This is a genomic window from Limnohabitans sp. Rim8, from assembly GCF_945901735.1.
Classification (GTDB): Bacteria; Pseudomonadota; Gammaproteobacteria; order Burkholderiales; family Burkholderiaceae_C; genus Limnohabitans_A.
This window is the reverse complement of the sequence record NZ_CAMDLM010000002.1, coordinates 176,412-191,794: the sequence shown is the minus strand read 5'-3', so window position 1 is coordinate 191,794 and position 15,383 is coordinate 176,412. Positions and strand designations below refer to the sequence as shown.

11 protein-coding genes are annotated in these 15,383 nt (G+C 59.7%); 8 read left to right on the top strand and 3 right to left on the bottom strand.

Going from position 1 to position 15,383, the window contains the following annotated elements; translation table 11 throughout:
- The first annotated feature begins 92 nt into the window (after positions 1–92).
- A complete protein-coding gene (locus Q0O99_RS02125; RefSeq protein WP_293748049.1) occupies positions 93–1,004 on the top strand; it encodes a LysR substrate-binding domain-containing protein in 912 nt (303 codons plus the stop codon).
- 221 nt (positions 1,005–1,225) lie between these two features.
- On the opposite strand, the gene Q0O99_RS02120 is transcribed toward Q0O99_RS02125, so the two are convergent.
- Positions 1,226–2,224, bottom strand: coding sequence for a tripartite tricarboxylate transporter substrate binding protein (locus Q0O99_RS02120; RefSeq protein ID WP_293748047.1), 999 nt, complete (start codon positions 2,222–2,224; stop codon positions 1,226–1,228).
- A gap of 31 nt (positions 2,225–2,255) precedes the next feature.
- Positions 2,256–3,077 (bottom strand): helix-turn-helix domain-containing protein, encoded by an 822-nt coding sequence (locus tag Q0O99_RS02115; protein WP_293748045.1) that lies wholly within the window; start codon positions 3,075–3,077, stop codon positions 2,256–2,258.
- A gap of 131 nt (positions 3,078–3,208) precedes the next feature.
- Here Q0O99_RS02115 and Q0O99_RS02110 point away from each other — a divergent pair, with 131 nt between their 5' ends.
- From Q0O99_RS02110 to Q0O99_RS02080, 7 genes are all read left to right on the top strand, one after another.
- Positions 3,209–4,309 (top strand): nitronate monooxygenase, encoded by a 1,101-nt coding sequence (locus Q0O99_RS02110; RefSeq protein WP_293748043.1) that lies wholly within the window; start codon positions 3,209–3,211, stop codon positions 4,307–4,309.
- Between the two features lie 40 nt (positions 4,310–4,349).
- Positions 4,350–5,303 (top strand): tripartite tricarboxylate transporter substrate binding protein, encoded by a 954-nt coding sequence (locus Q0O99_RS02105; protein ID WP_293748041.1) that lies wholly within the window; start codon positions 4,350–4,352, stop codon positions 5,301–5,303.
- A 7-nt stretch (positions 5,304–5,310) separates the two neighbouring features.
- On the top strand, positions 5,311–6,474 hold the full coding sequence (locus tag Q0O99_RS02100) for an acyl-CoA dehydrogenase family protein (protein ID WP_293748039.1): 1,164 nt from the start codon (positions 5,311–5,313) through the stop codon (positions 6,472–6,474).
- Positions 6,475–6,607: 133 nt separating this feature from the next.
- On the top strand, positions 6,608–8,737 hold the full coding sequence (locus Q0O99_RS02095) for an acetate--CoA ligase family protein (protein ID WP_293748037.1): 2,130 nt from the start codon (positions 6,608–6,610) through the stop codon (positions 8,735–8,737).
- Positions 8,738–8,925: 188 nt separating this feature from the next.
- On the top strand, positions 8,926–10,227 hold the full coding sequence (locus Q0O99_RS02090) for a DUF1254 domain-containing protein (protein WP_293748035.1): 1,302 nt from the start codon (positions 8,926–8,928) through the stop codon (positions 10,225–10,227).
- Positions 10,228–10,231: 4 nt separating this feature from the next.
- Positions 10,232–11,530, top strand: a complete 1,299-nt coding sequence (locus Q0O99_RS02085; RefSeq protein ID WP_293748033.1) for a DUF1254 domain-containing protein — start codon at positions 10,232–10,234, stop codon at positions 11,528–11,530.
- 29 nt (positions 11,531–11,559) lie between these two features.
- Positions 11,560–13,308, top strand: coding sequence for an AMP-binding protein (locus tag Q0O99_RS02080; protein ID WP_293748031.1), 1,749 nt, complete (start codon positions 11,560–11,562; stop codon positions 13,306–13,308).
- Between the two features lie 18 nt (positions 13,309–13,326).
- Here Q0O99_RS02080 and Q0O99_RS02075 read toward each other — a convergent pair whose 3' ends face one another.
- On the bottom strand, positions 13,327–15,300 hold the full coding sequence (locus Q0O99_RS02075; protein ID WP_293748029.1) for an alkyl sulfatase dimerization domain-containing protein: 1,974 nt from the start codon (positions 15,298–15,300) through the stop codon (positions 13,327–13,329).
- Positions 15,301–15,383: the final 83 nt, after the last annotated feature.

Below are 15,383 nucleotides of genomic sequence, written 5' to 3'. Positions count from 1 at the left end.
TTTCTAAGGTGAAAAAGAATGCCAACATTGTGCGGCGCTCAAATCTCAATAAAAACCCTAAAATTCAATCCATTGTTAACCTGAGATCAACAATGGAACCTCGCCTGCAAGCCGCTGATCTGGGCTTTTTTGCGGCTCTGGCCATGGCCGGAAGTCTGAGCGCTGCCGCCCGCGAGATGCGCATCACCACGGCAGCCGTCAGCAAACGCCTGTCGCAAATGGAAACCCGCTTGGGTGTGCCCTTGGTCAACCGCACCACACGGCGCATGAGCCTGACAGTGGAAGGCGAAACCTTGTTGCGCCACGCCCGCAGCATCCTGGCCGAAATGGCCGATCTGGAAGAGCAACTCGGCGCCAGCCGCTCCACGCCCAGCGGCTTGCTGCGGGTCAATGCCACGCTGGGCTTTGGCCGCAGTCACATCGGTCCGCTGATCAGCCGCTTTGCGCAGCAGTACCCGCAAGTCGATGTGCAGTTGCAACTGTCGGTGGACCCGCCCTCGCTGAGTGACGATGCCTTTGATGTGTGCATCCGCTTTGGCCCGCCGCCCGATGCGCGCGTGATCGCTCGCAAGATCGCCAGCAACCAGCGCCTGCTGTGCGCATCGCCCGCCTACATCGCGCGCCACGGCGAGCCCAAAACCACGGCCGACTTGGCGCGGCACAACTTCATCAGCATCCGCCAGGGCGACGAGGCCTATGGCGTGATCAAGCTGACGCGTGGTCGCACCGGCAAAACCGAGACCCTCAAAACACGCGGCAACCTGACCACCAACGACGGCGGCATCGCCGTGCAATGGGCGCTCGATGGTCACGGCATCTTGATGCGCGCCGAATGGGACATCCGCGAGCACCTGGCGCAAGGCCAACTGGTGCAACTGTTGGTGCAGTGCCACACGCCCGATGCCGACATCTACGCGGTCTATCCGGCCCAACACAAATCGGCCGCACGGGTGCGGGCCTTTGTGGACTTTGTGGCAGAGGCGTTCAGGCCAGCCAGGCCTTGATGCAGCGCATCGCCCGTTTTGCCCAGAGACACCCTCACATTGCGATCATGCTGTCGGCCTCACCTGTGCATTCGAACTTCCAGCTCAAGCAGATGGATATCAACTTACCCTATGGCAAGCCCAACCGACCCAAGTTGGAGGCGGAGCCATTGTTCAACGGACACATTCCTTAAAGGTCTGCGGCTTATGCTGTGCAGCAGTTGGGCCCCAAGGCTTCGAACTCACTCGGGCTTGATTTGGTTGTCCTTGACGATCTGGGTCCAGCCCTCGATTTCGCGACGGATGTATTGGCCATATTCAATCGGCGTGTTGCCAATCACCTGAAAACCGCGGTCGACCAGACTCTTGCGCATCTCTGGCGCCTGCAAGGTTTGCATCAGCGCAACATGAATCTTCTGGATGATGTCTGGGGGAGTACCGCCTGGGGCCATCAATCCAAAGGTGCCGCCAAAGTTCATGTTGGAATAGCCCAACTCGTTCATGGTCGGCACATCCGGCAACAGCGGTGAACGCTCCGTGGCAAAAATGGCCAGTGCGGTGACCTTGCCTGCCTTGACTTGCGGGAAGGAAGGGATCATGGCGTCTACAAGAACCGGAATTTGCGCACCCATGAGGTTGGTCAACGCTGGGGCACTGCCATTGAACGGGATGTGTTGCATCTTCAGTTTCAATCGCGACTTGAGCAATTCGCCGCCCAGGTGCGTGATGCTGCCTTGACCAGCGCTGCCGTAGTTCAGCCCCCCTTTTTGGGTGACATCCAGAGCCACCAGTTCCTTGACGGTTTTAACACCCAAGTTGTTGTTGACCAGCAGCAAGCCGGGGTTGTTGACCACCAGCGATATGGGCACCAAATCACGCAAGGCATCATAGGGCGTCTTGATTCCCAAGGCTGGGTTGAGAAAGATCGGCGCCCCCGTGGCCAGCCATGTGTAACCGTCACCTGCCGCCTTGGCCACCATGTCGGTGGCAATCATGGTGCCGCCGCCTGCCTTGTTTTCGACCGTGATGGGCTGACCCAAAATTTCCGATAACTTGGGCGCCAGCAAACGCATGATGGTGTCCAGCCCACCCCCCGGCGCGTAAGGCACCACGAGCCGGATCGGGCGGTTGGGGTAAGCCGTTGCGGTTTGCGCAGCAAGGGGCATTGCCATAGCGCCCATGACGCCCAAGGCCATGGCACGGCGATTCAAACCGACAGACAAATGAGCGCTGCTTTTCATCAAGGTCTCCTTCAAGAATGGGTCAATGTTTTCAGTGGGAACTTCGCACGCCCAGCGTGTTCTCCAGTGATCGCACCAAGTGAAGCAGCCTTGGCGCGATATGGGTTTCGATGGACTCGGGGGCCAGCACAAAACGAGGCACCGTGCAGTTCATGACCAACCGCTCGCCCGTAAAGTTCGAGCACAAGGGCACCGCCACGGCTTCTATCAACACACCCGGCGTCAAAGCTGTGCAGTAATGGTGCCGGTCAAACTGCGCTTGCGCATGCGCCAGACACTGTTGCACCGTTGGCCACTGATTGCCGTGTTGCAACGCAAGCGATGCCATCAGTTCGGCGCGCTCTTGGGGCGGCGAAGAACTGATGTAAGCCATGCCCAGTGAGGTGTCATGAAAATCACGCTTAGCCCCCACATCGGGTCGGCCCGCATGGCCCATGTGATCCACACAACTTTCCACAATCACCAAGGAGTCTCCCGAGCGCATGGCGATTGACACTGCGCCACGGGCAAAGTTGGCCAGCTCTTGCATTTGCGGCCGTGCCATTTGACGCACGCTCAACTGACTGAGCAAAGGATAGCCCAAGGACAGGACAGCAGCAGCCAACCGATAGCGTGCGGTCTCGCTGTGGTACTGCAGGTAACCCAGCAGGGCCAGGGTACGCGTCAAGCGCACCACGGTTTGCCGCGCGATGCCGGTGCGGGCCGCCAATTCGGCATTCGACAAGAAGGGACTGACTGGATCGAAGGTCCGCAACACCTGCATGCCTTTGGCCAAGGTGTAAGCAAAACGCGGGTCTTTGTCCTGGCCATCGGTGGGCAAAGTTTCAACTGGGATATCAGGGTTGTCGAGCATGGATAGGTCTGGATCTTGCCCTTGGTATGGCATATAGTCAAACATAAAAACGAATAATTAAATTAGTTGGCTAAATATTCGCCAAACTTTTGATCATTCTCAGCCGTTCAGGCCATTTTCGAGGAGTTTTGATGACACATGACCGCTTGTTGCAAACCCGTTTGAGCCGACAACTGGGCATGGACAACCCTGTTTTTGGTTTTTGCCACAGCCCCGTTGTGGTTGCGGCCATCTGCAATGCTGGCGGCTTCGGCGTGCTGGGCGCCACACGACATACCCCCGAAGAGATTGCGCAAGAATTGGCATGGATTCGACAGCAAGTTGGCTCCCGCCCCTTTGGCGTGAACCTGGTTCTGCCCGATGGCATGCCCGAGCACAACGACCGCGAAGCCATCGAAAATCAATTGCCATTGGCACACCGCGCGTTTGTACAGGGGCTCATCGAGAAATACCAGGTTCCGCCAGGCTCGGGGCCGGGTGAGCGCTCACGCTTTGTGCGCTCCAGCGAAGTGGCCGACCAGCAACTTGAAGCGGTGCTGCGTTCAGATGCCAACCTTTTGGCCTGTGGCATTGGCGCTCCTGCAGACGTGATCGATCGCGCCAAGGCGGGTGGCAAAAAAGTCCTGGCCTTGGTCGGCTCCCCCAAACATGCCCGTGCTGCACTGGCCAAGCCGATCGATATTTTGGTCGCGCAAGGCTACGATGCTGGCGCGCACACAGGAACGATTGGCACCTTTTCGTTGGTGCCGCAAATTGTGGACATGGCTGGGGACATCCCGGTGCTGGCCGCCGGTGGCGTCGCCACAGGTCGGCACATCCATGCCGCATTGGCCATGGGTGCACAGGGGGTCTGGATGGGAACAGCCTGGCTGACCACGGCAGAATTTCCCATGTCGGGCGCGATGCGTGACAAGCTGCTGCGTGCCGGCAGCGACGACACGGTGATTTCGCGCGCTGACAGCGGCAAAACACTGCGACAGATTCGCAGTGCCTGGTCTGAGGAATGGGCCAGCCGTGACGCGCCAACACCGCTGAAGATGCCTTATCAAGATATCCTAGTGGGTGATTTGCTGGGGGCCATCGATGAACACCAAATCGAGCCCTTGTTGCACATGCCTGCAGGTCAAAGCATCGGCTATTTCAACGAAGTTCAGACGGTAGCCGAAATCATGGCCAACTTGATGCGAGGGACCCAGGCGAGCATGCAACAACTGCAGAGCCTGAACAGTTGACCACTTTCCCAGCCTGAAACCACCACCACAGGAGTTACACATGAAAAGACGTTCCGTGATCCTCTCAGGGGCAGCACTCGCAACATTGCCTTACAAGGCCTTGCACGCACAAGAGGCCTTTCCCGTCAAACCCATCCGAATCATCGTGCCTTATCCGGCAGGTGGTGTGGTGGATGTTCAGACCCGGGCCATGGCACAAGGACTGGAGTTGGGGCAACCCATCGTGATTGAAGCGCGACCTGGTGCGAACGCCAATATCGCCGCAGAAGCCGTTGCACGCGCAAGCGCTGACGGTTACACCTTGCTGGTGACAGCACCCTACCTGCTCAACAATCCATTGCTGGAACAAAATCTCCGCTGGGCACCCAAAGACTTCATTCCAGTGGCGCGTTTTTCGTTGTCTCCCAGCTACCTTTGCGTACCCGCATCATCACCAGCACGCAATGTGCGTGAGTTTGTCGACATGGCGCGCAAGGCCAGTCCATCTCTGCAGTATGGTGATGGCGGCTCGGGCTCCACCCAAACCATGGCCACCGAAATCCTCAAACAGGTCACCGGCATCAAGCTCGACGCGATTCCCTACAAAGGTGCCCCACCAATGGCCGTAGACCTGATCACGAACACCTTCGCGGTAGGGATCTTGCCCTCCAGTGTGGCCTATCCTCACATCAAATCAGGCAAGTTGCGCGCTCTGGCCAACACCAGTGCCAACCGTTCACCCCAGCTGCCAGAGGTTCCCACCATTGCCGAAGCAGGATTTCCAGAAGTCACGGTGTTGTCCTGGTACGGCCTCCATGCGCCAACGGGCACCCCACCCGAGGTTGTGCGCAAACTGGAAGCTGGGGTGCAGGCATCTTTGCAAAAGAGCGAGACCAAAGAAAGACTGACCACTGCGGGTGGCGAAGCCGCTTTCTTGTCCACCTCCGACTTCAGCCAATTCATGCGCACTGACTTGCAGATGTGGGAACGCATCAACCGCATGCTCAAAAAGTAAGGACGCCATGACCGCTCAAACCACATCGGTGCAAGGCTTGCTTGACCGGGCCAGACGCTTCATTGACGAAGAAGTCATTCCACGGGAAAACCTGAAGCGAGCACACGATCGCGCTCATAACCTGGCCCTGGTGCAAGAACTGCGTGAAATGGCCGTTTCGCAGGGTTTGACTGCACCGCGAGGTGCTGTCACCGATGGCGGTCTGGGCTTGAGTTGGGTGCAGTGCTGTGCTTACCTTGAAACGGCTGGCCGCAGTTTTCTGGGCCCGGGTGCGCTGCAGTGTGCGGCGCCGGGTCAGCCCGACATCACCACACTCGAAGCACTGGCCACACCGACGCAGCGCGAACGCTATTTACGTCCCCTTGTGCAAGGCACTCTGCGCTCGTGCTTTGCGATGAGCGAGCCCGCCCCCGGCGTGGGATCCGATCCTCGCATGCTCAGCAGCCGCGCTGAACGTACGACACTGGGCTGGCGCCTCAATGGCCACAAATGGTTCGCCACGTCAGCCTCTGTGGCTGATTTCGCCATCGTCATGGCGCGCACTGGAATGGGTCCCTCTTTGTTTTTGGTCGATGTCCAACAGCCCGGCTTTCAAATCGTGCGAGACGTCCCCACGGTCGAGCCCTTTGACTTGGGCGGTCATGCCGAAATTCGTCTGCAAGACTGTGAAGTTCCTGCCGAGGCTTTGCTGGGGGAAGAAGGAAAAGGCCTTGAACATGCGCAACTGCGGCTGGAGGGCGCGCGCTTGTTCCACTGCATGCGCTTGATCGGCCTGTCCTCGCGCGCCATGAGCCTGGCCCAAAATTACGCGCAGGAGCGCCAGTCCCATGGTGCACGGGTTTCCGAGCACCAAATGGTCCAGGCCATGGTGGCCGATGCGCACATCGAGTTGCATGCTGCGCGCCTGATGACTGTGGACACAGCCCAAAGGCTCGATGCGGGTCAATCGATCCGCCACCATTCGGCCATGACCAAAGTCTTCGTCTCAGAGGCCGTCAACCGCATAGCTGACTCTGCGGTACAAATCACCGGTGCACTGGGCATTTCCGAAGATTGGCCTTTGTCCATGATTCAACGACTGCTGCGCCCTTTCCGCATCTACGATGGGGCCTCCGAAGTGCACCGATCGGCCATTGCCCGACGCGTGTTTCACCAAGGTTTGGATGCCTGAGTTCAACCCCAAGCAATTGCCCGGCATCGATGCCTTAAAACGGGCTCTTCGTCATTGACATGCGCCATCCCTGATCCGAAAACATGGCGTTGAAAAACATTTGACTCCTTCACCAAGTCCTGCAATAAAAGACATGTCCTCTGCCCACTCCAATCTCTTGCGCATGTTCCGCGCCCGCAGCATTGCCGTCATAGGCGCCTCCACCACGGGCAGCAAACCCAGTGGTCAGCCCTTGTTGCACCTGCGCAATTTAGGCTATGAGGGCCAGGTCTATCCAATCAACCCGCGCTACTCCGAAGTTTTTGGTTGGCCCTGTTTTCCGGACGTGGCTGCGCTGCCCGAGGTGCCCGATGTGGCGCTGATCGCGGTGAGCGCCGACCAAGTCGCCGCCCAATTGGAAGCTTGTGGCCGCAAGGGGATTTCTCAGGTCATCGTGATCACTTCCGGATTTGCCGAGATGGGCGGCGAGGGTGTGGCCGCCCAGCAGGCGCTGGTCGAATTGGCCAATCGCTATGGCATCGCCATGATGGGGCCGAATTGCCAGGGCATGATCAGCGTCGGGCAGGGTTTCAGCTTGGGATTTGGTGCGCCCTATGGACTGCGCTACCGAAAAGGGTCCATCAGCATGAGCTCGCAAAGCGGCGCATGGGGCAACACGGTGTTGATGCTGGCCAACGATGCCGGACTGGGTTTCCAGCACTACCAATCCACCGGCAACGAGGCGCAGACCACCAGTCTGGATCTGGTGCAAGCCTGGGCAGACGATCCACAGACGGGCATGGTGGTGTCGTATGTCGAAGGCTTCAAGGACGCCCACCGCATCGTCGACGTAGGACGTCAGGCTTTACGGGCTGGCAAACCCTGGTTGCTGTGGAAGGTGGGCACCTCCGAGGCTGGTGCTCGAGCTGCCGCTTCGCACACGGCCAATTTGGGCGGTGACGCTGCGCTCTATCAAGCCGCATTTGCCCAAGCGGGGGCGATCGAAGTCACCGACGTGCAAGACCTGGCAGACCGCGCCCTGGCCCTGCTCTCGCCACGCCAGCCCACGGGGCCGCGTGTGGCGGTGGTCACACTTTCAGGCGGGGCAGGCGTGCTGTTGGCCGATCACTGCGCACCAGCAGGCTTGGTGCTGCCCCCATTGTCTGATCAAACCTTGGATGCATTAAAGCGCGTGCTGCCCCCATATGCCGGACTGCACAACCCGATCGATGTGACAGGCAACATCATTTCGCAAGAAGACACGCTGATCACCGCCCTGCGTCTGATCGTGAACGACCCTGTGGTGGACATGATGGCCGTCTGTCTGGCTGCTGTCTCCGGCCCCGTGGGTGTCAGGCTGGCGCAATGGGTGACCGAGGTGGCTCGCGAGACCGACAAGCCGGTGCTGGTGTCTTGGACCGCCGACACAGCCTCCACGCAGGCCGGGTACGACGCGTTGCTTGAAGCGGGTGTGCCACGCTATGACACCCCGGTTCGCTGTGCCATTGGTATGGGGGCCATGTGGCAATTTGTCGCAGCCTGCCGTCGCGAAGCTGAGCGCGCGCGGGAGCCGATGCTCAGCTGTTCACGCCCGCTGCGGCGCCAGCAACTGGCCACTGCCCGCAACGACCTGACCGAATACGAGGCCAAGCAACTGTTGGCCGACTATGGCATCCCAGTCACTGCCGAAGCCCTGGCCAACAGCGCCGATGAGGCCGTGCAGCAGGCCACCGCCATCGGCTTCCCTGTGGCCCTGAAAGTGGTCTCGCCCGACATCGCGCACAAGACCGAAGCCGGCGGCGTGCGCATCGGGCTGCGCGATGCCCATGCCGCGCGCCAAGCTTACGACGAGATCCTGCGCAATGCACAGCAACACGCACCCCACGCCAACATCGACGGGGTGCTGGTGCAAGCCATGGTCAGTGGCGGGGTCGAGGTGATCCTGGGTGTCACGAATGATCCGCTGTTTGGACTGGCGATCATGTTCGGTTTGGGCGGCATCTACGCCGAGGTGCTGCGTGACGTGAGCTTCAGGATATTGCCCATCACCCGGAGTGAAGCCGAGGCCATGGTGCGCGAGATCCGCACCTTCGCCTTGCTCGACGGTGCACGCGGTCAACCCAAGGCCGATGTGCACGCGCTGGTGGACACCATCTTGGCGCTGGCGGCTTTGGCGCAAGACGTAGGCGAACACATCTCGGGCATTGACATCAACCCCTTGTTCGTCAAACCTGCTGGTCAGGGTGTGGTGGCGGCCGATGCATTGATTCAGTTGCAGCGCTGACAGACAGAAGTCGCCTGGCGATTTGGCGTTCAAACACCCGTTTGAGCTGCGGGAGGTGGTGCCCTGCCAAGACCGCAAACCTCAGCTTGGTAGAGCTGTCTTGCACTTAATGCAAAAGCTGTCACCAGCGTGCCACTCACAGGGTTTTTGATGTTGTCAGACGGGTGTGAAGTGACTACGCTGGAAACATGAATACAAATTCACAAAACCAATCACCGCAGACCGCTGTCACCACAGCCATGGCCAAGCCACTGGTGTTGTGGGGCTACCCCCTGCTCGAAGTATTGCGAACCTGCCAGGTGCAAAGCAACCCACAAGCCACCCCGGCTTTTGGCCGTGGCCCATTTGGAAAATTCCACGGCAGTGACCGACCCTGGACCCACGAAGACCGCGACATCGTCACGCCCTCTTGCGATCTGTTGTATTACAACGCTTGGGGCTGGATCGGCGATTCCCCGGTTCGACTGCATATCCCCCCGAACCACGGTCGCTACTACGTGGTGCAACTCATGGATGCCTGGAGCGAAAACTTTCACAACGTGGGCCTGCGAAACACCCCCCCCGAAGGCGCTGACTGGTGGTTGATCCACGCCGAGGATCCCGTGCCAGCGGGTATAGACCCGGCGCGCGTGGTGCGCTGCCCCACCCGTCTGGTCTGGCTGCTGGGGCGTGCGTTGGTGGGCGATGTCTCCGATGTGCCGAACGCACGCGCATTTGCAGATGGCGTGCAGTTGCAAGGCAGCGGGCCGCGCCCTTCATGTGTGCACCAGTGGCATGACAGCGGCAATGCAGCCGACGATTTCTTTGCCAACTTGCTGCAGGCGGTCGATGAGATCGGGGTACCCTCCAACGCCAGTGACCTGCGCCCGCTGATGCGCAGCTTGCGCTTGCCTCCAGGCGGACTTGAGGCCCTGGAGCGCAGCAGCCAGCGTGTCAGAGAGGGCTTGCGACAAGCCCACTCGGAGGGGATGCATTTGATCGAGCAGCACATCTTCAACCTGACACGCAAGCCCTGGACCTGGACGCCCCACTTGGGCATCTGGGGCGACAACATCCTGATGCGTGCCACCGTGGCCATGAAGGGACTGGGTGCGTTAGCGGCAACCGAAACCCTCTATGCGCAGGCTGACTTTGACGCCCACAGTGAACCCCTGAATGGCCAGCATGGCTACACCTTGCGCTTTGAGGACGGCCACATGCCCCCAGCAGACGCCTTCTGGTCGGTATCGCTTTATGGCCAAGACCGCTATTTCGCCGCCAACCCATTAGGCCGCTACGCGATTGGCGACCGCACTCAGGGCTTGCGCCGCAACGAAGACAACTCGCTCACGCTGCAAATCCAGCACGATCGTCCCGCCGAAGGCGATGCCAACTGGTTACCCGCGCCAAGTGGACCGTTTTACCTGATTTTGCGCATGTACCACCCACGCAAAGAGATGCTGAGTGGTCAATATGTCCTCCCCCCCGTGCAACGCGTCAGTAAAAGGTGAACCCATGAATCGAAACGATCTGGCCCGAGAGGCCATTGTTTATTCGCTGCCCTTGTATGAAACAGCGCGCATGCAAGCAGCCAGCAGTCCACGCAAAAACTCGCAGGGGCAGTTTGCCGACCCCCAAGGTGGTCCCGAATCGACTCGCCGCTGGGCCAATGTGTTTTCACACACGCGCCAACTGCTCAATGCCAAAGACCGCCGCGTGGTCACACCCAACGCCGACACCCTCTACACCAGTACCTGGATCGATCTGTCGAACGGGCCTTTGTTGTTGCACACCCCGGACACTGGCGAGCGCTACTATGTGCTGGGCCTGTTGGACTCCTACACCAACCCTTTTGCGCACCTGGGCACGCGATCGAACGGAAATGCCGCACACAGGTTTTTCTTGCACGGCCCCGATTGGCAAGGCACTGCGCCTGCCGGGACTTTGCCCATTGCCTGCGCCACCCCAACGGTGTGGCTGATCGGGCGCATCCTGGCCATGCCCCACGAGGACCTGACCCCGGTTCACGCACTTCAGGACGCCTTTCGCTTGACCACTCTGGCTGGAGAGCCCGCGGCCCTTAGGGTGACATGCAGCCTGAATGGGCAAGACAAGCTGGGCGACGCCGCCACCTTCTTAGAGGTGGTCAATCGACAGCTGTCCATCAACCCACCACCCGCTGATGAAACGGCCGACCTTGCGCGCTTCGCAGCTTTGGGCATCGGAGCGGGGCTGGACAAATCACAGGCCGACTTGCCCTTGTTGCAACAAACCTTGTCCGAGATTCTGAGCGAACTGGATGCGCCCGCTTCTTCCGATTTAGTGGGGGGTTGGAATGCCTCGGTCGAAGTCACTGACCACTATGGCCGCGACTGGTTCACCCGAGCGCGCGTGGCCCGTTGCTACATTGGTCTACTGGGTACACAGGAAGTCATCTACCAGATGGCGCACCGCGACAGTCAGGGCCACCCACTGGACGGACGCCACCGTTACCGCCTGCGTTTCGCGCCAGGGGGTTTGCCTCAGGTCGATGCCTTCTGGTCGCTGAGCCTTTACCGCAAAAGCGATTATCTGTTCGTGGACAACCCGCTGCAGCGCTACGCCATTGGGGACCGCACGGCCGGGTTATGCACCGACCCCGATGGGGGTTTGACGATCTGGCTAGGCCATACGCCACCCCCACAGACCAGCAACTGGTTGCCCGCGCCGGCTGATACTTTTTACGTTGCCCTGCGCCTGTACCTGCCCCACGAAGTTCATCAGAGTGGTCTTTACAACTACCCACTGATCGAGTTGGTCAATGACAGCGCCTGAGGATCAGGCCTGACCGGAATGCCTGCGCCATGAACCTGACATCTTCCAACCCGCCGTCACTGATGACCACCCACCTTGATCCTGCAGCTTCCACATACCGTCTGATCCTTGACCATGTTCAGGACCACGAAGTTCAGCGGGCTGACCAGGTCTACCTGACCCAGCCTTTGGGTCAGGGGCAAGTGCGTGATTACACCTGGCGCGAAACACTCGTTGAGGCACGCCGCATGGCGCGGCACTTGCAGTCGCAAGGGTTCGAGCCGGGCGCCAGAATCGGTCTGATCACGAAGAACTGTGCCCATTTCATCATGGCCGAGCTGGCAATCTGGTTGGCCGGTGGCACAACGGTGGCCTTGTTCCCAACCGAGTCGACCGACAACCTTCGCTTCGTCCTGGAGCACAGCGAGACGCGCCTGCTTTTTGTGGGCAAACTCGACAACTGGGCCAGGCAGCGAACTGGCGTCCCCGAGGGTCTGCCATGCATTGCATTACCCCTGTCAGATGCCCTCGCACAACAGCCCAACCTACCCTGCTGGGAAGACATCGTGGCCAGCACCGAAGCCTTGAACGGGCGCATCACGCGCGATTCGCAGGATCTGGCACTGCTGGCGTACACATCTGGTTCGACTGGCGAACCCAAGGGGGTCATGCACAGCTTTGGCGGCATCAGCGATGCCTCCGAACGCACGATGGTGTTGATCAACGAGCGCACAGGCCACCCGTCACAACACCGGGTCTTGTCTTACTTGCCGCTGTCCCACATATTCGAGCGCTCAAAGATCGCCTGCTGGTCGCTGGTGGCGGGCAATGTGCAGGTCTTCTTTTCCGAATCGCTGGCCACTTTTGTGGACGACCTCAAGCGCGCACGGCCCAACTCCTTCATTTCAGTGCCCAGGTTGTGGCTCAAGTTCCAACATGGTGTGTTCGCAAAAATTCCGGCAAAAAAGCTTGACGCAGCGCTAGCCGACCCAGTCAAAGGTCAGGTGGTCGCCAAGCAGGTGTTGGCATCGCTCGGTCTGGACGCCGTGGTGTCGGCCGGCAGCGGCTCGGCGCCCATCTCGGCCGAGCTGATTGCCTGGTACCGCAAGCTGGGGTTGGACCTGATGGAAGGCTACGCGATGACCGAAGACTTTGCGTATTCACATGGCTCATTGCCGCAGTACAACCAACCGGGCTATGTCGGGCGCGCACTTCCGGGCGTTCAATCGCGGTTATCGCCCGAAGGTGAAATTTTGGTCAAGTCCCCTGGCTGCATGGTGGGTTACTACAAGCGGCCTGACCTGACGGCCGAGGCTTTCACCGATGACGGCTATTTCCGAACAGGAGATTGCGGACATTTCGAGTCCAACGGCATGCTCAAACTCACAGGGCGGATCAAGGAGCTGTTCAAGACGGCCAAGGGAAAATATGTGGCCCCTGCACCCATCGAGAGCCGATTGAACAACCACCCGATGATCGAACTCAGTGTGGTGTGCGGCACCGGTCAGAGCGCTGCCTGCGCCCTGGTTCAGCTTTCGGAGCAGCACCAGGCTCATCGGCAAGATCCAGCCTTACGGGAACAGATTGAACTCGAGCTGGCAAGGCTGCTGGAAGAGACCAATGCCACGTTAAACGATCACGAACAGCTGCGCATGATGGTGGTGATGAACGAGCCATGGACCATAGACAACGGGCGACTGACAGCCACATTGAAGATCAAGCGCAGCGCCATCGAGGCCAGCATCCGGCAAGGTCTGGACGGGTGGTACGCCCAACCGGGTCAGGTCCTCTGGGCCTGACAAACCGAATAGGCCCACTCAGGTGCCAGAAAAACTGCTGATCGGTGGCAAAGGCTCTAGCACTGCAAAGCCTCGGTCAAATGTATCGAGCAGAGACAGGAACGCCTCAAATGCAGACCGAGGGCCTTGTAGCTGAATTAGTCCGCTGTCCAGCGCTTGCGAAAAACTCAGCTGCTCGAGTGAAATGTCATCGAGCGTGGCGCGGCTCAGGCGCAACTGAATATCCACCTCGCCGACAGGTTCTTCGCTGCAATGACGCAACACACCATTCGACAGTGTCAACACATGACTGGCGTCTGGTTCGCTAAAAAGCCAGTGCATCACCAGGCGGTGCTGAGCTGCGCGAGGTCCGTTCAGGCGCATGGCCAAATAATCAAAATAATGCGACAGGGGCAGCGCACGGATCATGTCGCGGCTGGCCGCCATACCCGATGCCATGCGCGGCGGCCCTTGGCGCAGCTCCCGGGCGCCTTGCAAGTAAGCGTTGCGCCAGGTTGATGACTCGGTCTGATAGCCCAGTTGCTCCATGGCTTGGGCGCACAAATGCCGCGCTTCGGTGCATGCTGGATTCATCCACACAATACGGGCACAGATATCGGCCACCCAACGGTATTCACCCGCAGCCAGGTCGATGCGGGCCTTGTTCAGCACTGCGTCCACGCCGCCCATGTAATCAATGGTCTTGCGGGCCTGTTCTTCACGCGGCAAGGGGTCCAGAAAAGCCGGATGGCCTTCGTAGGCACCCAAGTAGCGCTGGTACACAGCCTTCACGTTGTGCTTGAGGTGACCATAAAAGCTGTGTGTCGACCAATCCTGCTGGAGTACCTCTGGCAAGCGAATGGCTTCGGCGATGTCGCCACCGGTGTGCCCGTGGTTCATCAACCGCAATGTCTGGTCATGCACGAACTTGTAAAGATCGTGCTGGCGCAACAGGTACTCACTCATGGACTGACTGCCCCAGACCGGCCAGTGGTGCTGAGCGATCAGCACGTCGCTGTGAGCAGCATAACGTTGGCGAGCACCCGCCAAATAGCCCGCCCAGGCACGGGCGTCGCGCACTTGGGCACCGCGCAGGGGCAGCAGATTGTGAAAGTTGTGGCTGGTAATCTCGGCCATATTGAGCACGCGCAGGCCCGGGTGGTGGATGATCATCTCGGCGGGTGCTTCAGCCCCCGGTGTCAGCTCGAAGACACATTCGATGCCATCCACCTCGAAGCGCTCCACTGCTTGGGTGATCAGCCGATTGGGCGCAATCAACGTGACGGTACCGGCTGACACCGCCTTGCCCAGTCCCGCATCCACCTGACCGCGCTCGCCGCGTGGCAGCAAGGCACCGTACTGGAACAGGGCACGCCGTGTCATGGCGTTACCAGCCATCACGGTTTCGCTGATGGCGTCATCCATGAAACCCACAGGGGCAATCACCTGCACACGACCGGCCAGCACATCGGCTTCGTCAATGACGCCACGCACGCCGCCAAAATGGTCGACATGGCTGTGCGTGTAAAACACCGCGACCACAGGCCGCTGTGGCCGATGCTGGTGGTACAGCGCCAGCGCCGCAGCGGCCACCTGCGTAGACGTGAGTGGATCGATGACGATCAAACCCGTATCGCCTTCCAGAATGGTCATATTGGCCAGATCCATGCCGCGCACCTGGTAAACGCGCTCACAGACCTTGAACAAACCCGTGACCATGTTGAGGCGGGCATGCCGCCAAAGACCGGGGTGCACGCTGTCGGGCGCCTGAGCATCGGCCAGGAAACCGTAGGCCTGCAAGTTCCAGACCGGGCGCCCGTTCGGGCGCATCACGCCTTCCGCTGGCAAGGGTGCCACCAGACCCCGTCGCGCATCGTCAAACGCACGGTCGTCGTGCAAGGGTAGATGCAGACGCTGGGCGGCTTGGCAGGCGCGCGTGTGCATCGAGGCCGGTTGAGGCATTTCTGCCGCCGGGTTTTCTTCAGGCTTGGGAGCAGGTACGTCAGAGGTCATAAGTGGGAGAGACAACAAGTTGAGCTAGATGACGAAGTTTGGTCGTTAAAAATGGATACGAAAAGGCGCTTTGCGAACCCTTT